Origin of the sequence: Rhizobium binxianense, assembly GCF_028994275.1 — a bacterium.
Classification (GTDB): Bacteria; Pseudomonadota; Alphaproteobacteria; order Rhizobiales; family Rhizobiaceae; genus Rhizobium; species Rhizobium binxianense.
In genome coordinates, this window is record NZ_CP118713.1 from 567,133 (window position 1) to 588,798 (window position 21,666).

General features: G+C 61.7%; 18 protein-coding genes. 9 read left to right on the forward strand and 9 right to left on the reverse strand.

The genetic code is table 11. The features are described from left to right. Positions 1-64: 64 nt before the first annotated feature. Positions 65-1,024 (forward strand): 4-hydroxybenzoate octaprenyltransferase, encoded by a 960-nt coding sequence (gene ubiA, locus PO860_RS02745; RefSeq protein WP_275038095.1) that lies wholly within the window; start codon positions 65-67, stop codon positions 1,022-1,024. A gap of 65 nt (positions 1,025-1,089) precedes the next feature. Here the strand turns inward: ubiA and PO860_RS02750 are convergent, their stop codons facing one another. Further along, positions 1,090-2,067: a threonine ammonia-lyase gene (locus PO860_RS02750; RefSeq protein WP_275038096.1), complete on the reverse strand. Its 978-nt coding sequence runs from the start codon at positions 2,065-2,067 to the stop codon at positions 1,090-1,092. Between the two features lie 118 nt (positions 2,068-2,185). Between PO860_RS02750 and PO860_RS02755 the strand changes: the two genes are divergently transcribed. After that, the gene (locus PO860_RS02755) at positions 2,186-2,617 is read left to right on the forward strand and encodes an Lrp/AsnC family transcriptional regulator (RefSeq protein ID WP_018496878.1); all 432 of its coding nucleotides are present in this window, start codon (positions 2,186-2,188) and stop codon (positions 2,615-2,617) included. Positions 2,618-2,788: 171 nt separating this feature from the next. On the opposite strand, the gene PO860_RS02760 is transcribed toward PO860_RS02755, so the two are convergent. Further along, entirely contained in the window at positions 2,789-3,355 is a 567-nt protein-coding gene (locus PO860_RS02760) for a DUF6101 family protein (protein WP_183605894.1), read from the reverse strand. 300 nt (positions 3,356-3,655) lie between these two features. Here PO860_RS02760 and PO860_RS02765 point away from each other — a divergent pair, with 300 nt between their 5' ends. Next, positions 3,656-6,985 (forward strand): DUF1217 domain-containing protein, encoded by a 3,330-nt coding sequence (locus PO860_RS02765; protein WP_273880336.1) that lies wholly within the window; start codon positions 3,656-3,658, stop codon positions 6,983-6,985. A 231-nt stretch (positions 6,986-7,216) separates the two neighbouring features. Here PO860_RS02765 and PO860_RS02770 read toward each other — a convergent pair whose 3' ends face one another. The 3 genes from PO860_RS02770 to PO860_RS02780 all read right to left on the reverse strand — a co-directional run bounded on the left by PO860_RS02770 (position 7,217) and on the right by PO860_RS02780 (position 10,358). Beyond that, positions 7,217-8,653 (reverse strand): FAD-binding oxidoreductase, encoded by a 1,437-nt coding sequence (locus PO860_RS02770; protein ID WP_183605896.1) that lies wholly within the window; start codon positions 8,651-8,653, stop codon positions 7,217-7,219. A 31-nt stretch (positions 8,654-8,684) separates the two neighbouring features. Then, positions 8,685-9,659 carry an L-threonylcarbamoyladenylate synthase gene (locus tag PO860_RS02775; RefSeq protein ID WP_183605897.1) on the reverse strand — a complete coding sequence of 325 codons (975 nt, stop codon included), beginning with the start codon at positions 9,657-9,659 and terminating at the stop codon, positions 8,685-8,687. A gap of 90 nt (positions 9,660-9,749) precedes the next feature. Further along, positions 9,750-10,358, reverse strand: coding sequence for a DUF6656 family protein (locus PO860_RS02780; RefSeq protein WP_183605898.1), 609 nt, complete (start codon positions 10,356-10,358; stop codon positions 9,750-9,752). 405 nt (positions 10,359-10,763) lie between these two features. Here PO860_RS02780 and PO860_RS02785 point away from each other — a divergent pair, with 405 nt between their 5' ends. After that, the gene (locus PO860_RS02785) at positions 10,764-12,008 is read left to right on the forward strand and encodes an aromatic ring-hydroxylating oxygenase subunit alpha (protein WP_272783043.1); all 1,245 of its coding nucleotides are present in this window, start codon (positions 10,764-10,766) and stop codon (positions 12,006-12,008) included. Positions 12,009-12,150: 142 nt separating this feature from the next. Further along, positions 12,151-12,597, forward strand: a complete 447-nt coding sequence (locus PO860_RS02790; RefSeq protein WP_272783044.1) for a BA14K family protein — start codon at positions 12,151-12,153, stop codon at positions 12,595-12,597. 249 nt (positions 12,598-12,846) lie between these two features. Here PO860_RS02790 and PO860_RS02795 read toward each other — a convergent pair whose 3' ends face one another. Beyond that, complete coding sequence (locus tag PO860_RS02795) at positions 12,847-13,842, reverse strand: transporter (RefSeq protein WP_183605901.1); 996 nt, start codon at positions 13,840-13,842, stop codon at positions 12,847-12,849. A 310-nt stretch (positions 13,843-14,152) separates the two neighbouring features. Here PO860_RS02795 and PO860_RS02800 point away from each other — a divergent pair, with 310 nt between their 5' ends. Together PO860_RS02800 and PO860_RS02805 are read left to right on the forward strand one after the other, a co-directional pair. Then, positions 14,153-15,931, forward strand: coding sequence for an acyl-CoA dehydrogenase family protein (locus tag PO860_RS02800; RefSeq protein ID WP_275038097.1), 1,779 nt, complete (start codon positions 14,153-14,155; stop codon positions 15,929-15,931). A gap of 22 nt (positions 15,932-15,953) precedes the next feature. Continuing rightward, positions 15,954-16,709 carry a crotonase/enoyl-CoA hydratase family protein gene (locus PO860_RS02805; RefSeq protein WP_273880339.1) on the forward strand — a complete coding sequence of 252 codons (756 nt, stop codon included), beginning with the start codon at positions 15,954-15,956 and terminating at the stop codon, positions 16,707-16,709. A gap of 38 nt (positions 16,710-16,747) precedes the next feature. On the opposite strand, the gene PO860_RS02810 is transcribed toward PO860_RS02805, so the two are convergent. After that, positions 16,748-17,752 (reverse strand): MBL fold metallo-hydrolase, encoded by a 1,005-nt coding sequence (locus PO860_RS02810; RefSeq protein ID WP_275038098.1) that lies wholly within the window; start codon positions 17,750-17,752, stop codon positions 16,748-16,750. Between the two features lie 181 nt (positions 17,753-17,933). Here PO860_RS02810 and PO860_RS02815 point away from each other — a divergent pair, with 181 nt between their 5' ends. After that, positions 17,934-18,377 (forward strand): winged helix-turn-helix transcriptional regulator, encoded by a 444-nt coding sequence (locus PO860_RS02815; RefSeq protein ID WP_183606644.1) that lies wholly within the window; start codon positions 17,934-17,936, stop codon positions 18,375-18,377. A 44-nt stretch (positions 18,378-18,421) separates the two neighbouring features. Here the strand turns inward: PO860_RS02815 and PO860_RS02820 are convergent, their stop codons facing one another. Both PO860_RS02820 and PO860_RS02825 read right to left on the reverse strand, forming a co-directional pair. Next, positions 18,422-19,672, reverse strand: coding sequence for a class I SAM-dependent RNA methyltransferase (locus tag PO860_RS02820; RefSeq protein ID WP_275038099.1), 1,251 nt, complete (start codon positions 19,670-19,672; stop codon positions 18,422-18,424). Then, positions 19,669-20,454 carry a TlyA family RNA methyltransferase gene (locus tag PO860_RS02825; RefSeq protein ID WP_430523293.1) on the reverse strand — a complete coding sequence of 262 codons (786 nt, stop codon included), beginning with the start codon at positions 20,452-20,454 and terminating at the stop codon, positions 19,669-19,671. Before PO860_RS02825 ends, PO860_RS02820 begins: the two co-directional genes overlap by 4 nt. An 87-nt stretch (positions 20,455-20,541) precedes the next feature. Between PO860_RS02825 and PO860_RS02830 the strand changes: the two genes are divergently transcribed. Next, positions 20,542-21,534, forward strand: a complete 993-nt coding sequence (locus PO860_RS02830; RefSeq protein WP_275038101.1) for a DUF4424 domain-containing protein — start codon at positions 20,542-20,544, stop codon at positions 21,532-21,534. Positions 21,535-21,666: the final 132 nt, after the last annotated feature.

The following is a 21,666-nucleotide window of genomic DNA, read 5'->3' on the forward strand; positions in this document are numbered from 1 at the left end:
ATACAAGGCGCGGCGCGATGATCGCTTCTTGACCGGATCGGCGGCCCGCCGCTAGATGAGCGGCATGGAAGATACCGACCACTTCAACGATCGCGTCTCCGACGCGCCTTCGAATAACTGGGTCTACCGGATCCTGCCGCCATGGCTCTGGCCCTATGCGCAGCTGGCGCGCTGGGATCGCCCGATCGGCTGGCAATTGCTGATGTGGCCATGTTTCTGGTCGGCGACACTCGCCGCCAATGCGGCGATCGACCAAGGGCTCTATTCCGGCAGCCTGCTGGTGTCTCACCTTCTCCTTTATTTCATCGGCGCGGTCGCCATGCGCGGCGCCGGCTGCACCTATAATGATCTCGTCGACCACGAGATCGACATGGAAGTGGCCCGCACCCGTTCGCGCCCGCTCCCTTCCGGCCGCGTCACGCGCGCCCGCGCAAAAATCTTCATCGGTCTGCAGGCGCTGGTCGGTCTCTTCGTGCTCTTGCAGTTCAACTGGCTCACCGTCTTCTTGGGCTTGCTCTCGCTCGCCATCGTGGCCTTTTATCCCTACGCCAAACGCTTCACCGACTGGCCGCAATTCTATCTCGGCCTTGCTTTCTCCTGGGGTGCGCTGATGGGCTGGGCCGGCATTTTGGGCGGGCTTTCCTTCGCCGCCATCCTGCTCTATGCGGCCTCCGTCGCCTGGACGATTGGTTACGACACGATCTACGCCCATCAGGACAAGGAGGACGACGAGCTGATCGGCGTCCGTTCGACCGCCCGGCTGTTCGGCGACAGGACGAGGGTCTGGCTGATCGGCCTTTATGGGCTGACGCTGGTGCTGATGTTTATCGCTTTCGCGCTCGCCGGCGCCAATCTCATCGCTTTCCTGGCCTTGCTCGGTGCGGCCGGCATGTTCGCCTGGCAGATCGTCCGGCTCGATATCAACGATGCCGACCAGTGCCTGGCGCTGTTCAAATCGAACAACCGCGTCGGCCTGATCATCTTCTTCGGCCTCTTCGTCTCCCTGCTGTTTGCCATTCCCTGATTGGGACGCTAAGCCCGGCGCGGGCGCCAGCCCTCGCGCGCCTGTCCTCAGACAGGAGGATTGGTCTAGCACGCATTCGTGTCGTCCTTTGCGGCAGATGGAAGCCATGCCTTGATCTGTTGATCCGTTAGGTTAGCACCACACAGCACAGTCGCTACACGGCAGCCTTTCAGGGCAGATGCCTGCGCAAGAATAGCTGCGAGCCCCGCCGCTCCGGCTGGTTCGACGAGACGCTTCCATGTGTCATGAGCAAACCGCATTGCATCCAGAATCTGATCGTCATCCACGAGAACGACGTCGTCGATCGTGTCTTGAAGCCAGTCGACGGCCGACGGGACGGGAATCCGGACGGCAATTCCATCGGCAATCGTGCGTGCCTCCGGCGTCGAGATCGCCTCACCCGCATTGTAGGACAGAGCCATGCAAGGCGCACCCTTTGCGGCGACGGCGACGACCCTTGTTCGCGGTGAACGTGATTTGAACCAGCATCCCACTCCGGCCGCCAGAGCACCGTTGCCAAGCGGAATGAAAACGGCGTCGATATCGTCGACCTCTTCAGTCAGCTCCGCCGCAATCGTTCCTGCCCCTTCCGCAATGGCTGCGCTCGCTCCGTCTTCGACGAACTGCAGCTTCCGTTCGACGGCGTAGATTTTGGCTGCCTCCTTTGCAGCGTCAAAATCTTCTCCGGCGAGAAAGACCTCCGCCCCAAACCTGCGCATGGCTTCGATCTTCAGCGGATTGGCGTTGATACTGGCGAACACGACCAGAGATCGCCCATGCCGTGCGGCATTATAAGCAAGCCCCTGACCGAAGTTCCCGGCTGATGCGGTGACCAGAGGAGTTCTTTCACCAGCGACGTCGGCGAGAAAATACCCCGTCCCACGCCCTTTGAAGCTGCGGATCGGATTTTCCGTTTCGTCCTTGGCGACGAGCGACAGCGCGAGCCTATCGGCACGCAACAGATTGGTGTTGAGGAAAATCGGATCGATTTTCTTGCGGGCATCGTCGATTTTGGCGGCTAAAAGAGGTGTTTGTTGTGTCATGGAGAGATGTTATGAATTTTCGACGCGGAAAAACCGCGCCAACGGAAAAAAATAGCGGATTCTCCGCATAAAATCTGGATTATACGCAGTGGACGATATTGATCGAACTATTCTGTCAATGCTGCAGGAGAATGCCGACATTCCCGGCAAGGTCATTGCTGATGTGGTCAATCTCTCACCCTCCGCCGTCGAACGCCGCATCAGCAAACTGAAGCAAGATGGGATCATCGAGAAGATCGTGGCGGTGGTCAGTCCGAAAGCCGTCGATCGCACCTTGTCCGTTTTGGTTGAGCTTGAAATCCAGAACGAACATCGACACACGCTGGAGCAATTCCAGCGATGGTTGGACCGTGCGCCCGAAGTTCAGTCATGCTGGTATGTCACCGGCGATATGGACTATGTCCTGCTCGTAGCCGTCCGCAATCTCGAGGAATACAACGCCTTCATTGAGCGGCTTATGGGTGAGCAACAGGCGCTCGTGCGAAAATACAAGAGCCTGATCGCACTCAAAACGGTCAAGCACGGATTGGGACTTTCCGTCCTTGAATGAGAGGCTTTTTTACTGGCTACGCAGTGATCCTGTCAAAATTCATCCCGCGGTGCCAATCGAGATTAAAGCGACAGTTTGCGGCCGAATTCGACAGCGTCGCAAAACGGGCATTCTGCGACTGATGAGTGCGCAGAATGCCCGGCAATGATGTGTCCGGTGTCGCGATTTCGGTCAGTTGCGGGCGATGATTTCCTTGCCCTCGATCTTCATGGCGACGCCCAGCCGGCCGGTGGTGCGGCGCACGAGGAAGCGCGGACGGCGATTGGCGAAGTAGGAATGACGGCGGCGCGGCTTGAGGTCGCTGGTGCGCAGGCCGCCAATATGGTCTTCGAGCGGACGGGCGACGCCGTCGGCCTCGACCATCAGCATCGGAATGCGGAAGGCTTCCGACCAGCTGCGCCAGTCGGCGGCGATATCGCTGAGATCATGGGCGACGAGCAACGGAACGCAGAGCTCGGGATCGGCGTGGTGAAGCTCGAGCGTGACGGTAACTTCACCGTCGCCATGGTCGATGGCGCGGGCGGCGACACCCTTGAAGACGCGCTTCGGCAGCGCAATCGAAAGCGGCAGGCCACTGGAAGGCAGGACCTTGCGCAGGACCGCGCCGCGTTCGTCGATGGTGATATTGACGTCATCCGAACAATCATGGATGGCGTAGCTGACCTGCTGGGGAAAGCGGGACGGATCGAGGCGTAACGTCGTGCCAGCCCAGGCGGGCTTCATTACGGGATTGTTCATTTCATTCTACCCTTGTCTTACCTGAGAGCCGATTTCCGGTCTTCTCCTTGGGACTTTTCGTCCTCTATGGCCGACAATAGGGGCCTGCCGTTCCGTACAGCTTAAAAATTGCGGTTAAGAAAACTTTGCCTCCTCTGATGGTTATCAAAACCGAATCCGGCAGGGTTTCCGGAAGGTGAACGCTGTGGTGTGCGGAAATGATGCATCCTGAGGTAAGTCTCAGGTAAGCTTTCCGTGGCAAAATGTGCTCACCAGCAGTTCGTCGTTCTTTTAGAGATTTTGCCGAAAAGGGCGCTATTCATGATCACGGCTTCCCTCGCTTATACGATCCTGTCGAAGGATATGACGTCCAGCCTCAACAAGGTTGCGTCTCAGGCGACGGTCAAGAAGGATGCCGAGTACTACGCGGACCACATCAACAAGGTCACATCGGTCGACGACTTCCTCGGAGACTACAAGCTCTACAGCTACGCGATGAAGGCCCATGGCCTCGAGGACATGACCTACGCCAAGGCCCTCATGAAGAAGGTGCTGGAAAGCGATCTCACCGACCCCAACAGCTACGCCAACAAGCTTTCCGATACGCGCTACCGCGAATTCGCCGCCGCCTTCAATTTCAATGCGCCCGCTAAGGACGTCCAGACGGACGCGCAGGAGGACGATCTCATCGGCCTCTACAAGCAGTCCTTCGTCGATGCCGACAAGGCGGCCGCCGCCGAGAGCACCTATTACAGCAACAATATCGACAGCGTGCAGACCGTCGACGATCTGGTCAACAACACCCGGCTGCGCACCTATGTGCTGAAGACGTTCAAGATCGATCCCACCTATGCGTCGAAGGACTTTCTGCGCCAGGTGCTGACGAGCGATCTCAGCGACCCCACGAGCGTCGTCAACACGCAGGGCGGCGACAAATACAAGGCGCTTGCCGCCCAGTTCAGCTTCAATGCCGACGGCACCGTCACCGGCACGGCGCAGACCGCCGCGCAGAAGGCCTCGGTCATCGAGTCCTTCACGCTAAATTCCCAGTCGGTCATCATCGACAATTCGGTCGGTTCGGACGTCTTTTACGTCGGCCAGACGGCAGCGGACTACAACAAGGCCTATTACACGGCGAAGATCGGCACGATCACCAATGTCGACGATCTGGTCGCCGACAAACGCCTGACCTCCTATATCACGACGGCCTACAGCATGGGCGCCGACTTCACCGCGGCCGCGCTGCGCACGGTGCTGACCGATCCCGGTTATGCCCAGCTGATGGGCTTTACCAATGTCTACAATGCTTTCAACTTCAAGGCTGACGGATCGACCTCCAGCACGGCGCGCGTCCAGTCGATCGACCAGGCAAACAAACTGAAATCGGCTGCATCGAGCACGTCCAACTATTATTCCGTAACCTCGCAGTCGAGCGCCATCACCAATGTCGACGATCTGCTGGCCGATGATGTGCTGGCGCGTTACATCAAGGATGCCTATGGCCTCGGCACGAATTTCAGCAATGCCGACCTGAAGAATATCCTGACGGATTCGGCCTATGCCGCGGCCCAGGGCCACGCCGATCTCAATGCCGACTTCAACTTCCAGGCGGACGGCTCGATCAACGGTTCGGCGATCCAGACCGCGGCGCAGCGCAAGTCGACCACCGACAAGTCGGCGGCGAACGCGACGCACTTCAACAGCATGATCGGCAATGTCACCAATGTCGACGACATCATGTCCGATCCCGTTGCGGTCAGCTATCTCAGAAACAGCATGCAGATCGCCGACAGCGTTTCCGATGCGACGTTGAGGACTTTCCTCGTCGATCCCGCGGCGGCCAGCGCCCAGGGCTACAGCGACGTCCACGATCTCTTCAATTTCAAGGCGGACGGATCGGTCGCGACCCTTTACGCCTCGCAGAGCGCCTCACAGAGCGCCAGCACCATGGACAAGGCCGACACTGCGGCCGTCTATTACCAGGCGACCATCGCCGGCATCTCCAACGTCGATCAGTTGCTGTCGGACCAGAAGCTGAACAATTTCGTGCGCAACGCCTACGGCATCCCGTCGACCGTCACCGACGTTGCCCTTCGCGCCATCCTGACTGATCAGAGCGGCACCGGTACCTATGCCGACGTCGCCGCCGCCTTCAACTTCAAGGCGGACGGCACGCTCGAGGACGGCATGGCCGCGCAGACGGCCACCCAGATCAGCAGCACGAAATTTACCGCTTCCGCCCGCACGGACGACTATTCCGCCCGGATGTCGACGATCGCCAATGTCGACGATCTCATCGCCGATGACGCCATCACCAACTTCCTGAAGAGCACCTACAACCTTCCAACCGGCATTTCGAACGCCGATCTGAAGAGCATCCTGACCGATGCGACGGCGGCTGCCGCCGCCGGCCATGCCGATCTCAACGCCGATTTCAACTTCGCCGCCGATGGATCGCTTCCGGTGATGAGTTCGATCCAGACGGCCGATCAGGCGCAGACCACCAATGACAATTATATGGCGCGTTATGACGACGAGCGCGACGAGGCGATCGACGAGGTGGCCACCAACTACACCCGCATGATGGCCGACAGCGGCAGCCTGCTCAACTTCTCGGACATAAAGAGCGTCAACGACTTTCTGCGCAGCAATTCGTCGGCCGATTTCACCAAGAGCAACGATGATCTGCCGGATCCCTATCATGTGGCGCTGCAGGCCTTCGGCCTGACGGACCAGGAAGTCTCGCGCTCGATGATGCGCAAGATCCTGACGAGCGATGCCTACGACCCGAATGGTTTTATCGCCTCGCTGAAGGACGAACGTATCACCAACCTCGCCCGCGCCTTCAACTTCGGTCCCGACGGCAAGGCGGCGTCGCCCCTCCAGGCGCTTCCCGAGGCGACCCTAGCCAAATACGCCACCGACTACAAAGCGCACGTCACCATGCTGCTGAAGGCCGGGCCGGTGAAGGACAAGGCATCGAAGGACGCGACGACCGAGGTCGACTATTTCGCCAAGGGCATGGCGAAGGTGAAGTCGCTCGATGATTTCCTGGATGACAGCCGTCTGACGGATCTGGTGCTGAAGGCGAACAATCTCGACCCGAAGGATTACGACAAGGCGACGCTGAAGAAGATCTTCACGTCCGATCCCGACGACAAGAAGAGCTACCTCAACACCAAGGCGGATGCGCGCTTCAAGGATATCGTCGCCGCCTTCAATTTCGACAAGGACGGCGATCTGACCCGCGCCAAGATCGGCGCCATCCAGAACAAGGCGGCGGAGGATCGTACCCAAAAGCTCTTCGTCCAGCAGACGATGGAAAACCAGCAGGGCGAAAGCAATGACGGCGTCCGCCTGGCGCTTTATTTCAGCCGCAAGGCCCCGAGCATCACCTCGATCTTTTCGCTCCTCGGCGACAAGGCGCTCTACCAGGTCATTACCACAGCCTTCAGCCTACCGTCGCAGATCTCGGGCATGGACGTCGCCAAGCAGGCCGATCTGATCAACCGCTTCGTCAAGCTCGAGGATCTCCAGGATCCGAAGAAGGTCGACAAGCTGCTGCGCCGGTTCACCGCCATGTACGACGTCCAGAACAGCACCCAGCAATCGCCGGCGCTGCAGATCCTCACCGGCGGCGGCACGCAGTAAAGCTGAGGCAATCCAGCAAAGCGCGCACGGTAGGTTTTTCTCGCGGGACGACAGCTGTCCGCTTCGCGTTAATGGCTACCCTCTCCCCGTAAAAACGGGGAGAGGGTACTTGCCCTGCGAGAGCGAGGTGGGAACCGAGAGGGGCGGCACGTCCCTTCGCCCCGCAAGCGGGGAGAAGGTGCCGGCAGGCGGATGAGGGGCGAACCTCGGCGACCTCGCTGACCTCCGACCTCACACCTCGAGGCTGACGACCTTACCCGGGTTCATGATATTGGCGGGATCGAAGGCGCGCTTGATGCGGCGCATCAGCTCGATTTCGATCGCCGGCCGGATCGCCGCCAGTTCGTCGCGCTTCAACTGGCCGATGCCGTGCTCGGCCGAGATCGAGCCGCCATGGGCAAGCACCAGCCCATGCACGATATGGTTCATCTCATGCCAGCGGGCGATGAAGGCGTCCTTGTCGGCACCGACCGGCTGGGAAATATTGTAATGGATATTGCCGTCGCCCATATGGCCGAAGGCGCAGATGCGGGCGCCAGGCATGGCCGCCATGACCGCTTCTTCGGCCTCGGCGATGAAATGCGGGACCTTCGACACCGGCACTGAGACATCGTGCTTGATCGACCCGCCTTCCGGCTTCTGGGCATCCGACATGCTTTCGCGCATGTGCCAGATCGCCTTCTGCTGCGCCACGGATGAAGCGATCGCCGCATCGAGCACCAGCCCGGCCTCAAAACCCTGTTCGAGCACGCCGTTCATCATCCGCTCCGCCGTCTCGGCCGAGTCCGAGGTTGAAATGTCGATCAGCACGTACCAGGGATAGGCCGCGTCCAAGGGATCGCGCACGCCGTCGATATGGCGGGTGGTGATCTCGACGCCGAAACGCGGCATCAGCTCGAAACCGGTCAGCGAGGCGCCGCAGAGGCTGGCGGCGAGGTTGAAGAGGCCAAGCGCGTCCTCGACCGAATTCAGGCCGGCGAAGGCCACCTGATGGCCGAGCGGCTGGGGAAAGAGCTTAAGCACCGCGCCGGTGATGATGCCGAGCGTGCCTTCGGCGCCGATGAACAGGTCGCGGAGGTCGTAGCCGGTATTGTCCTTCTTCAGGCGGCGCAACCCGTCCCAGATTTCGCCGGTCGGCAGCACCACTTCGAGGCCGAGGCAGAGCTGGCGCATATTGCCGTAGGCAAGCACGGCCGTGCCGCCGGCATTGGTGGAAAGGTTGCCGCCGATGCGGCAGGAGCCTTCCGAGCCGAGCGACAGCGGAAACAGCCGCCCATGCGCCTCGGCCGCCTTCTGCACCTCGGCGAGGATGGCGCCGCCATCGGCGACCAGCACGTTCGCCACCGGATCGACATCACGGATCCTGTTCATGCGCTCGAGCGACAGGATGATATCGGCCTTGCCGGCACGTGGGGTCTGGCCGCCGACCAGGCCGGTATTGCCGGTCTGCGGCACGATCGCCGTTCCGGTCTCGGTCGCAAGCTTCATGATGTCGGAGACTTCCGCGACCGAGCCGGGTTTGAGCAGGAGAGGGGAGGAGCCGTGATAGAGCCCGCGGTTTTCGATCAGATGCGGCGCAAGATCGGCTTCGCTGCGAAGCGCGTATCTTTCGCCGACGATTGCGGCGAAGCGATCGAGAAGATCGGTGGAAATGTCGGGGCTGCTCATCAGATCGATCCTCTTGATTTTATAAGGTCTGTCAGTCGCGGGGTGCGGCTGCCCGCTGCAGGCGATCGTTGATCGCTTCGCCAAGCCCATCCTCGGGAATGGGAGAAAAGGCGATGCTTAAAGCCCCGCTGGCATCGGCCCGCTTCATATAGTCGAAAAGATTGGCGGCTGCCTCGGCAAGGTCGCCGCGCGGGCTGAGATCGAGGACGATCCGCGCAGCCTCCGCGCCGGAGACCGCAGCACCGCCGAAGCCGATCAGCGCTTCGCCGGGTTCCACGGCGCGCGCATTGAGACGCACGGAGGCGCCCGGCGCATAATGCGAGGCAAGCATACCCGGCGCCTCGATGGCTGCCGATGCCGTCTTCGCCCTAAGCAGCGGCCTGCCTGCGACGCGCTCGATATCGCGCGCTGCCAGACCGCCGGGCCGAAGCAGCCTCAGCCGGTCGCCCTCCACCTTGACGATCGTCGATTCGACGCCGACGGCACTTGGGCCTGCATCGAGGATCAACGGAATTTTCGCCCCGAGATCGGCCTCGACATGGGCGGCACTCGTGGCGCTGATTGCGCCCGACCTATTGGCGCTGGGAGCTGCGAGCGGCCGCCCGAAGGCGCCGATCAAGGCGCCGGCAAACCCTTCCGGCACACGCACGCCGACGCTGTCGAGCCCGGCGGTCGCCAGCGAATGGATCGGGCTTTGAGGCTTCAGCGGCAACACCAGTGTCAGCGGCCCTGGCCAGAAGGCTGCGGCGAGCGCCCGCGACACGGGATCGAATTCGGCGTGTTCCTCGGCCATGGCGAGGTCGGCCATATGGCAGATCAGCGGGTTAAAGCGTGGCCGTCCCTTGGTCTCATAGATGCGGGTGATGGCGGCCGGATTGGTGGCGTCGGCGGCAAGGCCGTAGACGGTCTCGGTCGGAATGGCGATGGCAAAGCCATCGGCAAGTACGGCTGAGGCCACGTCCAGCGCCGCCTGCCTGTCTGCCTTGATGTCGATCGTGCGTGCCATGTGCTGCCTGATTTTCCGTTCCGGCAGTCCTTAGGCTTTCCGCCGCCCGCGATCAATCGCGTTGTTGAATCCGGTTCGACAACAGGCGCTTTAGAGCTGCCGGATGATTTCGCGCAGCTGTTCGTTGCGGGCGCCGAGCAACAGGATGTTGCGGATCGCTGCCTGCGGATCATGGGTGCGGAAGAGCAGGCCGTTGCCGCGCACCGACCGGTCGATGGTCATCTTTTCCGCGGAGTTCTCGCCCGGCTTGATGGCGACGGCGAAATACATGCGGGAATAGCCGACATCGATACGTTCGAAGAAATTGTCGTTCTCGCCGATGTCGGAATAGAAATTGGCGATGTAGAAGGCCCAGCTCACCTCTTCGTAATGGGCGAATTTCGTCCGCGCGGCGGTGACGTGGCAATAGCCGAGATGCGGGCTGTCCTCCAGCGTCCGGTGGAAGATCATCTTCGGAAACTGGATCGAGTGGTGAAAGCCGTTAATGTGCTGATGCGTCTTTTCGCCGGCGGCCTGCAGCTTGCGGCCGGTCTTTGCGGCCACCTCATCATGGGTGAAATAGCGCTTTTCCTCGGCCAGCCAGTGCCGCCGCTCGCGGGGGATGCGGCCGGTGCGCAAGAATTCGGAATGCGCGGCAACCAGCTGCCGCTCCTGCGATTTGCTCGCTTCCTTCGCATCGAAATAACGGAGTTTGGCCATAGGTCGCGTTCTTCGGTCGGTCTTCAATCAGCAGCAGGATAGGACCGTATGCTTAAGGCGATGTTAAAATCTCCGGGTGCCGGGCCGGCTGAAAGGCAAATGCGCGCAGATGTCGCAAACGCGACGGAGGCAGCCGACCTCTTTGCGCAACAGGTCTTTACGCCATGTCGCAATTGACGATAATTGCCCGGAGAGTCGGGCGATAGGATCGACCGGGATCGGCCGCTTCAAGCCTTGCCGCATCCTGTCGCCAATTTCGAAGCCGATGTCGCATTACAACCAAGCGGCAGCGATGCCAGGTGATTAAATGGCGCCACGAACAATTCTCCCGAAGGAGAAGGAAGCGGGCGCGCTTCCGCCGGCCCTCCAATCGAGGGTGGCAACCGGGTGCACGAGGACATGAAGATGGATATTCGCAGCAACGTTTTGCGTCAGCTCAAGAGCCGCCGGGAGGGCTTCAGCCTCGAACAGCCGTTCTATATCGACGAGGATTATTTCCAGCTCGACATGGAGATGATCTATTACCGCGACTGGCTGTTCATCGGCCATGATTGCGAACTGCCAAAGCCGGGCGCCTATTTCACCGTCCAGATCGGCAGCTATCCCGTCGTCATCGTCCGCGGCAAGGACAATGTCATCCGCGCCTTCCACAACAGCTGCCGCCATCGCGGCTCGCGCGTCTGCACCAAGGAGCACGGTTCCTCCGTGCGTCTCGTCTGTCCCTATCATCAGTGGACCTACGATCTTGAAGGCAAGCTCGCCTTCGCCCGCCACATGGGCGATGATTTCGATAAGACCGGCTTCAATCTGAAGCCCGTCCATTGCGAGGTCGTCGCAGGCTATGTCTTCATCTGCCTTGCCAACAACGCCCCGGATTTCCAGGTGGTGCGCGACAAGATCGAACCCTATGTCGCGCCGCACCGGATCAGTGAGAGCAAGGTCGCCTTCCAGAGCACGATCATCGAGAAGGGCAACTGGAAACTCGTCTGGGAAAACAACCGCGAGTGCTATCATTGCGCCGCCAATCACCCCGAACTCTGCCGCACTTATCCCGAAGCGCCGAGCGTCACCGGCACGGATGGCGGCGCCGACGATCCGGAGATCGCCGGCCATTGGGCGCGCTGTGAGGCGGCCGGCCTGCCGAGCAAGTTCCAGATTTCGCCGGACGGCCAGTTCCGCACCGCCCGCATGCCGCTGATCGAAGATGCCGAGAGCTACACCATGTCGGGCAAGCGCGCCGTCAAGCGCCCGCTCGCCGACGATATCGCGATCAGCCATATCGGCACCATGCTGCTCTTCCACTATCCGACGACCTGGAACCACCTGCTCGGCGACCACGCCATCTCCTTCCGCGTGCTGCCGCTCAGCGCCAACGAGACGGCGGTAACGACCAAGTGGCTGGTCCACAAGGACGCCGTCGAAGGTGTCGATTACAATCTCGAGGAACTGACCCACGTCTGGACCGAGACCAATGATCAGGATCGCCGCATCGTCGAGGAAAACGCCTTCGGCATCCACTCGCCCGCCTATGAGCCCGGCCCATATTCTTCCCTGCATGAGGGCGGCGTCATGCAGTTCCTCGAATGGTATTCGAACTTCATGGTGAACCGCCTGCAGGGCGACCAGGCGAAAATCTCGGCCGTCGCCTGATCGCATTGCCGGCGCCGGTCAATGTGCGGTTCAGTTCAGCCTCGCTAAAACAGAAAGCGGCCGGACCTCGGCCGCTCCGGAACCATTCGGGCCCGAAAGCGTTGCTGGGCTGGCGGTGATCGCTGTTGAATGGGAGAGAGAAATGATCGGGCTGAGAAATAAAATCGCGACCGCGGTTCTGGCCGCTGCCGTCGTTCTGACGGGCTTCGTGCCGTCGCAGGCAATCCAGATGCCCACCGCCCCGCAGGTGGAAAAATCCTCTGCCGTCGACAATGTCCAGTACCGCCGCTATTATCGCCCCGGTTACCGGCCGGGCTATCGCCCCGGCGCCTACTACCGGCCCGGCTACTACGGCGGCTATCGGGGATATAGCTATTACCGCCCGGGATACCGCAGTTACAACGGCTACTGGTATCCGCTCGCCGCTTTCGGCGCCGGCGCAGTCGTCGTCGCCCCGCGCTACGCTGCGCCCCGCATGGGTTCAAGCCACGTCGCCTGGTGCGCCAACCGCTACCGGTCCTATCGCGCCTACGACAACACGTTCCAGCCCTATAACGGCCCGCGCCAGCAGTGCTATTCGCCGTATTGATAAAGGCATGGGAAGCGTGACGCGCTTCCGATCGCTCAGTGTCAATGCGGTGTGATACGGTAGGTGCAACGCACGCGCCATCCGCTGCGTCGGCGGCGAGTTTGGCTGGAACGTTTCCCCACCCTCCGTCATCCTCGGCCTTGACCCGAGGATGACGGAGGGTGGGGTGAGCTCTGTGGCAAGTACCGCGACGTTTGATGGAATAAGAGCGAACTCACACCCTCGACAGTCACGCCGAACCTTTCCCCCTCAAAGAATATCCACCCGCCTGAGCAGCCACCATGCAAACGCAATCGACGCGACGATGAGGGCGACGGCGTATTCGGTGCCGTAGTCGCCGACGGCGAAGGGCAGGTTGGCGGTGTTCATGCCGAAGAAACCGGTCACCAGCGTCGGCGGCAGCAGGAAGGCCGTCATGATCGACAGCAGATAGAGGTGGCGGTTGGTTTCGGAGGATTGTTTCGAATCGATTTCTTCGTGCAGCAGGCGCGCCCGGTCCTGCAGTGCATAGATATCGTGGTCGACCGTTTCCAGCCGGCTCGTCAGCCGCCGCGCCACATCGTCGAAGCCGAAGGGCATCTCGTCGTCGTCGGTTGCCGCCGCCCGGCGCATCAGCGCCAGCACCGTGCGCAGGTGCCGATGCAGCCTGACCACGGTGCGCCGGACCGGCGCCAGGCGCCGGCGCTCGTCGCGCTGCGCACTGTCGTAGACGATATCCTCGATCTGGTTCAGCTCTTCGGTGAGTTCGATGACGATCGCGATCAGCGTGCGCTGGAACTCGATCACCAGCAGTTCGAAGAGGTCGACCGGCCGCGAAAATTTGCCCGGGTTCTTCTCGATCAGCGCCCGCGCCCGTTCGACGCTGCGCAGCGGCTGCAGCCTCGTGGTGATGATGAAGCGGCCGGACATGGCGAAATGCAGCCAGCCGAGATTGTTGGTATCCTGGGCGAAATCGCGCTGGCAATCGACGAGCGTGCCATAGAGCATCTGCTCGTCGACGGTGATGGCCGCATGCGTATCGCGCGTCGTCAGCGCCGATTTGGCGTCCTCTGTCAGCCCGTCCAGGGTCTCGAGCAAGGCCGGCACGCGGGCGTCGACAAGATTGAGGTGCAGCCAGTAGAAACAGTTGTCGGCGGTCAGTTCCGCCACCGTCGCACTATTGTTCAGCCGCACCGCGGTCTTCTCTTCGGGGGAGAAGCGATAGGCCCAGACAAAACCGGGTATGTTGACGGGCAATGTATCCATTGGTCGCCGATCCTTTGCGAAGGCGATATCATTCCCTACTGCATAATTCCTTAAATCGGAATCGATTTACGGATAAAATTATGCAGCATTCAAAGTGCTACAGCGTCGTTTGCGCGTCTGAAAAGACGCGCGGCGCTGTAGTGTCTCCATGACGGCTATTTGTGCAAGGGTGCAAGAGCAAAGCGTCACGTCAGCCAAACTATCGCATGGCGCTCGCGGAAATCGAAATTGACGTTTACGTAAAAATCAATTAGCCGTGGCCTCGGAGAGGTTTTGCCGCGTGCGAGGCCGGTCTGCGGAGGAAAAGAGCATGTACAAGGCGCCCGTCGAGGAAATCGCGTTCACGTTGAAGCATGTAGCTGGCATGGGCGAGGCGATGTCCGAAGGGCTGCTCGGCGATCTCGGCGACGATCTGGTCGGCGCCATCCTCGCCGAGGCGGGACGTTTTGCCACAGACGAAGTGGCGCCGCTCGCCGATATCGGCGACCGCCAGGGCGCCCGTTTGGAGGGTGGCGAGGTCAGGCTGCCAGATGGCTGGCGCGATCTCTATCGCAACTGGATCGCCGGCGGCTGGAACGGCCTGACGGCGCCGGAGGCTTTCGGCGGCCAGGCGCTGCCGCATATGCTGAATGTCGCAGCACTCGAAATGTGGAATTCGGGTTCCATGGCTTTCGCGCTCGCCCCGACCCTGACGATGGGCGCCATCGAGGCGGTCAGCGCCCATGGCAGTGCCGTGCTGAAAGACAAATATCTGGAGAAGATGGTGTCAGGTGAATGGACCGGCACCATGAACCTGACCGAGCCGCATGCCGGCTCCGATCTCGGCGTGCTCAAGGCCCGCGCAGAGCGCCGCGATGATGGCAGCTACCGCCTCTTCGGCCAGAAGATCTTCATCACCTGGGGCGAGCATGACGCGGCCGACAACATCATCCATCTGGTGCTGGCCCGCCTGCCGGATGCGCCGGCCGGCACCCGCGGCATCTCGCTCTTCCTGGTGCCGAAATTGCTGGTGAACGACGACGGCTCGCTTGGGGCTCGCAACGATCTGTTCTGCCACTCGCTGGAGCACAAGCTCGGCATTCACGGTTCGCCGACCTGCACGATGATCTATGGCGACGGAAAATTCGGCGGTGAAAAGGGCGCTGTGGGATGGCTGGTAGGCGAGGAGAACAAGGGGCTCGCCTGCATGTTCACGATGATGAACAATGCCCGCCTTGCCGTCGGCATGCAGGGCGTGGCGATCGCGGAGGCCGCCACCCAGAAGGCGCTCGCCTATGCCAGGGAACGCACCCAGGGCAGGGCGCCCGGCTGGAGCGGCGCCGGCATGAGCCCGATCGTCGACCATCCCGATGTCGCCCGCATGCTCCTCACCATGAAGGCGCTGACCCAAGGCGCGCGCGCCATCTCTTATGCCTGCGCCCACGCGATCGACATGTCGCACCGGGCAGGTGACAACAATCGCCACTGGCAGGAGCGCGCCGCTTTGCTGACGCCGATCGCCAAATCCTTTTCGACCGATGCCGGCGTCGACGTCGCCTCGCTCGGCATTCAGGTGCATGGTGGCATGGGCTTCATCGAGGAGACGGGTGCCGCGCGTTATCTCCGCGATGCCCGCATCGCCCCGATCTATGAGGGCACCAACGGTATCCAGGCGATCGATCTTGTCACCCGCAAGCTGCCGCTCTCCGGCGGTGAGCAGGTGAAGGGTTTTGTCGCCGAGCTGAAGCAGATCGCCAACAATGTCCGCGGCTCCAATCTCGATGGTTTCGGCGAGACTGCCGCGAGGCTCGACACTGCGATCGGCGACCTCGAGCAGGCGACCGACTGGCTGCTGAAGACGCTTGCCGAGGAAAAGGCGGCCGAGGCGCTCTCGGGAGCGACACCCTATCAGCGCTTGTTCGGCCTCGTGCTCACCGGCTGTTACCTCGCCAAGGGCGCTCTCGCCGAGGCAGCCGATGGCGCAGGTGAAGGCCGCATCGCGCTCTGCCGCTTCGCCGCCGAAAACCTGCTCGCTGAAACCGCGGCCCTTCGCGACCGGGTCGTCAATGGCGCGGCAAGCCTTGCCGCCGCCCGCATCCTGCTTGCCTGAGGGGACCCCCCGAGGAGATCCAATGACCGATCACATCATCGTCGAACAGCCTTCCGCCTATCCCGGCGTCCAGCTCATCCGCTTCAACCGGCCGGAAAAGAAGAACGCCATCACCCGCCCCATGTACCGCACCATGGCCGATGCGCTGAATGCGGCCAATGCCGATCCGGGCATCCGCGCCACCGCCTTGCTCGGCACCGAAGGCTGCTTCTCGGCCGGCAATGATCTCAACGATTTTCTCGCTGCCGCGATGGGCGGCCGTGGCCTGGAGCAGGAGATCCTCGATTTCCTTTATGCGCTGGTCAATGCCGAAAAGCCGGTCGTCTCCGGCGTCGACGGTCTGGCGGTCGGCATCGGCACGACGATCCATCTGCATTGCGACCTGACCATCGCCTCCGGCCGCAGCCAGTTCCGCACACCCTTCGTCGATCTGGCGCTGGTGCCGGAGGCAGGTTCCAGCCTCGTCGCGCCGCGGCTGATGGGCCATCAGCGCGCCTTCGCCATGCTGGCCGCCGGCGAAGCATTTTCGGCCGAGGAGGCGCGGCAAGCCGGCCTGGTCTGGAAGGTCGTCGAGCCTGATGAGGTCGATGCCCTGACGCTTGGCCTCGCCGCAAAGCTCGCCGCCAAGCCGCCGGAGGCGCTGCGCATCGCCCGCGACCTCATTCGCGGCGACCGCGGCGAGATCCTCGCCCGCATCGACGAGGAGGCCCGCTATTTCTCGGCGCGGCTGAAAAGCGCCGAGGCCCGCGCCGCCTTCGAAGCCTTCATGCGCCGCTGAGCGCCGCCTGGCACCATCCGGGGGCAAGCGGATACCGATTAGACCGCCGGCACGTTGAATACCTCGCCGGCCCTGAGAGGCCGGAACCGTTCCGGGGGAATATCATGCTCGCTCATTGCGTCTTGCAACGCTTTTGCCGGCGCGTCGACCGCCTCATTTGTCAGTTGGAACGTGGCGAAGTGATGCCCGGCCACATAGGCCGCATTTGCCAGTTTCATCCCGATCACCGCCTCCTGCGGGTTCTGGTGCTGGCCTTTCATAAACCATCGCGGCTCATATGCGCCGATGGGTAAAATGGCCAAGCGAAAGCCGCCATGCTTCCGCTGTGCCGCTTTGTAATTGATGCCGTGGTGAAAGCCCGTATCCCCGATGTGATAAATTTTTCCGGCTGGAGTCGACAAAACGAACGACGCCCAGAGCGCCATCCGGCGATCGGCGGTTCCGCGGGCGGACCAATGGTGTGCCGGCTCCGCATCAATGCTGATTCCGGCGTGCGAAATGCGCTCGCCCCAGTCCATCGATGTCGTCTGCATATCGGGCACGGCACGGCGTATGATCGTGTCATTACCGAGCGGCGTCACGACACGCGGCCGATGCTTCGCACACAACCGCCTGAGCGTTGCGATATCGAGATGATCATAATGATTATGCGATACCAGCACGAGATCAATCGGCGGCAAATCATCGAACGCGATGCCCGGTTGGACGACACGCTTGGGTCCGGCAAAGGCGAAGGGGCTCGCGCGCTCCGACCACACCGGGTCGGTGAGGATATTGAGCCCGGCGACCTGCAGGAGCATTGTTGCATGACCAACCATGGTCACCCTTAGATCCTCGCCGTCTACGCGTGGATCCGGCTTGGCCGCCGCGTATGGACTTGGGACAGACTGCGACCAACGCTCCCGGCCACCGCCGAATTGCCACCGCAGCAGATCGCGGAAACCAAGGGGCTCAATACCTTCGGGATTGAAGAAATGCGTGCCGTCGAAGTGGTCGGACACTGGGCCATTATAGTAGGGATTGCGTCTTTTGGTCTTACGCATTCGGAATCGGTTTCCTCCGCCTGGAAGAGGATGATTTTAGGCCGGTCCGCCTAAATCTGAATCCTGTCCTAAATTCCAGGGCAACGCTTCTGTTTCGTTTCAATTTTTATTGGATGTGGATCATCGTCCGTCGATATGTTACTATCTTTTCGATATCGTGTCGCTATCGAAAAGATACCGAATGAAAAATAGTCCAATTCCCCAGTGCCCGGTCGCCCGGGGCCTTAAATCTGTGGGCGATGCGTGGAGCATTTTGGTTTTGCGGGATGCACATACCGGCCTCACCCGCTTCGACCAATTCAGGAAGAGCCTCGGCATCGTACCGACCATGCTCACGAAGCGGCTCAAGGCCCTGACGGATGATGGCTTGCTGGAAAAGCGCCTCTATTCCGAACGGCCTCCGCGCGAAGAATACGTCCTCACCGCAGCCGGCCGGGATTTCCTGCCGGTGCTCATCATGATCGGGGCATGGGCGCACCGTCATTGCGATGGCGATCTTGCCCGCTATGTCGATGTCGAGTCGGGCTTGGAGATCGAGCCGATCGCAATAGATGCCGTTTCGGGTGCAAAGCTCGGAACCCGGGCGATGCGACTGAGCTCGGAGCAGATAACGGAAACTCGATAAGGAAGCTCCGACACAGAGAGCAAACAGAGAGCCGACAGGCCCGCCTATTTCTCCAGCGTCGCCACCACCTCGACATGCGAGGTCCAGAGGAACTGGTCGATCGGGGTCACGCCGGTGATCCGATAGCCGCCCTCGACGAGGATCGCCAGATCCCGTGCCAGCGTCAGCGGATTGCAGCTGACGGCCGCGATCTTCTTCACGCTTGAGCGGGCAAGCTCCTTGCACTGGAACTCGGCGCCGGCGCGCGGCGGATCGAAGACGACGGCGTCAAAGGGCTTGAACTCCTGCGTCATCAGGGGACGGCGGAAGAGATCGCGCCTTTCGACGCTGACCGGCTTCAACCCCTGTGTGTTGCGGGCGGCATGGTCGAGGGCAGCAAGCGCCTTTGCCTCGGCTTCGACGGCATGCACGCGGCCGATCCGCGCCAGCTGCAGCGAAAATGTGCCGGCGCCGGCAAACAGATCGGCGATCCGCTTGGCCTTGCCGGCATGGGCGAGCACCAGCTCGGCCATCGCCTCTTCCGCCGGCTTGGTCGCCTGGGTGAAGCCGCCCGGCGGCGGCGAGACCTGGACGCCGCCGAAATCGACCAGCGGCTTCGACGGCTCGATGAGAATTTCGCCGTTCAGCGAAACGCGGGCGATGCCGCGCAGGCTGAGCACGGTCTCGACCGCCTTGCGCCGCTGCGGGTCGGACAGTTTCTTCACCTCGTCGACCGCAATATCGAGGCCGGAAAGCGTTTCGAGCACGGAGACCCGGAAGGGCTCGGCATTGGTCGCCAGCGATGCGGCAATCGCCCTGATCGCCGGCAGCCGGGCGATGATCCCTGCCGAAGAGATCGGACATTCCTCGATGGCGACGATATGATGGCTTTCGGCCTGGTTGAAGCCGACAAGCATGTCCCTTTCGGTCTTGCGCGCCGCAAACACCACGCGCCGGCGTTCGCCCGGCCGGGCCGGAACGATCTCGCCGACGTCAGGCGTCAGCCCCTTGGATCTCAGCGCATCGATGACCAGCTGGCGCTTGAAGGCGCGGTAGGGGCCCTCTGCCATATGCTGCAGCGTGCAGCCGCCGCAGGTGCCGTTGACGCCATCCGGGCCGAAATGCCGGCAAGGCGGCTCCTGCCGGTCGGGCGAGGCCGTCGTGATCGACATGATCGTTCCCTGGCTCTTGACGCGGGCGATCGCCACCGTTTCCCCGGGCAGGGAAAAGGGCACATAGACAGGTCCGCCGGCGCTGCCGGCGATGCCGTCGCCCTGGGCGCCGAGCTTTTCGATCGTGACGGTTTCGGTGCTCACGGTTTCAATCCTGCCAGAAGGAATTCCTGATTGCCGTCGCCGCCGGAAATCGGGGAGGGGATGAGGCCGAGGCTGTTCCAGCCCATGTCCTCGGTGAACCAGCGCTGCAGTTCCGCAGCGACGGCGGGCGCAGAGGAGGGATCCTTGAGCAGCCCGCCCTTGCCGATCGCCTCGCGCCCGGCCTCGAACTGCGGCTTGACCAGCAGTACGGCGATAGCACCCGGTTCGGCGATATCGAGCGTCGGCGCCAGCGCCAGTTTCAGCGAGATGAAGGAGACGTCGGAAACGATGAAGGTGGCGGAATCGCCGATATCCTCTGCCGTCAGGTTGCGGGCGTTGAGGCCTTCCTTGTTGGTCACGCGTGCATCGCCTGATATGCGCGGATGCATCTGCCCATGGCCGACATCGATCGCGGTGACATGCGCAGCACCGCGCTGCAGCAGCACCTCGGTGAAGCCGCCGGTGGAAGCACCGATATCGAGACAGCGATGGCCGGCGGGATCGAGGCGGAAATGGTCGAGGGCGGCGGCAAGCTTCAACGCGGCGCGCGAGACGTAGTCCTGCGCCGGATCGTCGATCTCGATTGCCGCGTCGGCGCCGAACAACGCGCCGGCCTTCGTCACCACCTGGCCGCCGATCCTGACGGTGCCGCGCTGCACGGCGTCGCGAGCCCGTGAACGGCTGGCAAAGAGGCCGAGTGAGACGAGAAGTTGGTCGAGGCGTTGGCTGTTTTGATCTGACATCGGCTGTGAATGACCGGCAAAGCCGCCGGTTGCAAGCATTTTGTTCCCGAGACCGTCATTGACCCTCGAAAGCTTTCGGCGATAATCCTGCCGCGGCGATCGCGGGGCAGCCGCAGGGGGTGTCTTATGCTGAAGCTCTTCACTCTTCTTGTCGCGGCGGGGATTGCATCGCCGGCGCTCGCGAACGACACGATGGCCGAGGTCAAGACCGGCGGGCTGATCTTCGCCCAATCCGACGATGTCAGCATGGCGGAAGAGGATCTTTTCATCTCCGCGTCGCAAGTGCGTGTCGACTATGTCTTCGAGAACAGCTCCGACAAGGACGTCGAGAGCCTGGTCGCCTTCCCGATGCCCGATATCACGGGTCAGGTCGACAACAATTCCGCCATATCAGATTACGACAGCGACAATTTCCTGCATTTTTCGACCGTGCAGGACGGCAAGCCGATCACCGCCAAGCTGCAGCAGCGGGTCGTCTCGCTCGGCATCGACGTGACCGACGAGTTCGCCAAATACGCCATTCCCGTGCTGCCCTACAGCCAGAAGACGGCCGCAGCACTGGCCAAGCTGCCCGAAGCCGTGCGGAAGGACTGGATCGCCCGCGGCATCGTCTATCCCATGGACGAGGGCGATGCCAAGGTCTCCCTCGTGCCGCTCTGGACGCTGCGCTCGACCTATTGGTGGCGCACCACCTTTCCGGCGAAGAAGAAGGTGAGTGTCCAGCATCGTTATCAGCCGGCCGTCGGCGGCACTGTGGCGATCAGCTTTCTCGAAGGTGGCGAGCCGAAGGGCGAGCGCTTCGAGGAATATTCCCGCAAATACTGCCTGGATGCGGACTTCGTCAGGACCGTCCGGCAGCGGGCTGGGGAAGCTGAGGCCGGCGGCGCCAACTATACCGAAAGCTGGATCTCCTATGTGCTGTCGACCGGCGCCAACTGGGCGGGGCCGATCCGGCGCTTCCAGCTGACGATCGATAAGGGCAAGCCCGGCAGTCTCATCAGCTTCTGCGGTAGCAACGTCGAGAAGATCGGCCCGACGACCTTCCGGATGACGGCAGAGGATTTCGATCCTGAGAAGGATTTGGACATCCTGATCCTCAATCCGCCGGAGGCGCAATAATCATCAGCCCTGGCCGCTGCTGCGATGCACCAATTTAAACAAATTTAAAGTTCGCTTGTATAAGGTTCGGCTTGATTGCAGCGGTTCGTCCGAACCGCTCGGCGCCATGAAGGCGCAAGCGTTTCCACGCCG

What these genes read in the sequence shown, in the direction of transcription:
- ubiA (WP_275038095.1), top strand. Translation starts at nt 65, where the DNA reads ATGGAAGATACCGACCACTTCAACGATCGCGTCTCCGACGCGCCTTCG.
- PO860_RS02750 (WP_275038096.1), bottom strand. Translation starts at nt 2,067, where the DNA reads ATGACACAACAAACACCTCTTTTAGCCGCCAAAATCGACGATGCCCGC.
- PO860_RS02755 (WP_018496878.1), top strand. Translation starts at nt 2,186, where the DNA reads ATGCTGCAGGAGAATGCCGACATTCCCGGCAAGGTCATTGCTGATGTG.
- PO860_RS02760 (WP_183605894.1), bottom strand. Translation starts at nt 3,355, where the DNA reads ATGAACAATCCCGTAATGAAGCCCGCCTGGGCTGGCACGACGTTACGC.
- PO860_RS02765 (WP_273880336.1), top strand. Translation starts at nt 3,656, where the DNA reads ATGATCACGGCTTCCCTCGCTTATACGATCCTGTCGAAGGATATGACG.
- PO860_RS02770 (WP_183605896.1), bottom strand. Translation starts at nt 8,653, where the DNA reads ATGAGCAGCCCCGACATTTCCACCGATCTTCTCGATCGCTTCGCCGCA.
- PO860_RS02775 (WP_183605897.1), bottom strand. Translation starts at nt 9,659, where the DNA reads ATGGCACGCACGATCGACATCAAGGCAGACAGGCAGGCGGCGCTGGAC.
- PO860_RS02780 (WP_183605898.1), bottom strand. Translation starts at nt 10,358, where the DNA reads ATGGCCAAACTCCGTTATTTCGATGCGAAGGAAGCGAGCAAATCGCAG.
- PO860_RS02785 (WP_272783043.1), top strand. Translation starts at nt 10,764, where the DNA reads ATGGATATTCGCAGCAACGTTTTGCGTCAGCTCAAGAGCCGCCGGGAG.
- PO860_RS02790 (WP_272783044.1), top strand. Translation starts at nt 12,151, where the DNA reads ATGATCGGGCTGAGAAATAAAATCGCGACCGCGGTTCTGGCCGCTGCC.
- PO860_RS02795 (WP_183605901.1), bottom strand. Translation starts at nt 13,842, where the DNA reads ATGGATACATTGCCCGTCAACATACCCGGTTTTGTCTGGGCCTATCGC.
- PO860_RS02800 (WP_275038097.1), top strand. Translation starts at nt 14,153, where the DNA reads ATGTACAAGGCGCCCGTCGAGGAAATCGCGTTCACGTTGAAGCATGTA.
- PO860_RS02805 (WP_273880339.1), top strand. Translation starts at nt 15,954, where the DNA reads ATGACCGATCACATCATCGTCGAACAGCCTTCCGCCTATCCCGGCGTC.
- PO860_RS02810 (WP_275038098.1), bottom strand. Translation starts at nt 17,752, where the DNA reads ATGCGTAAGACCAAAAGACGCAATCCCTACTATAATGGCCCAGTGTCC.
- PO860_RS02815 (WP_183606644.1), top strand. Translation starts at nt 17,934, where the DNA reads ATGAAAAATAGTCCAATTCCCCAGTGCCCGGTCGCCCGGGGCCTTAAA.
- PO860_RS02825 (WP_430523293.1), bottom strand. Translation starts at nt 20,454, where the DNA reads ATGCTTGCAACCGGCGGCTTTGCCGGTCATTCACAGCCGATGTCAGAT.
- PO860_RS02830 (WP_275038101.1), top strand. Translation starts at nt 20,542, where the DNA reads ATGCTGAAGCTCTTCACTCTTCTTGTCGCGGCGGGGATTGCATCGCCG.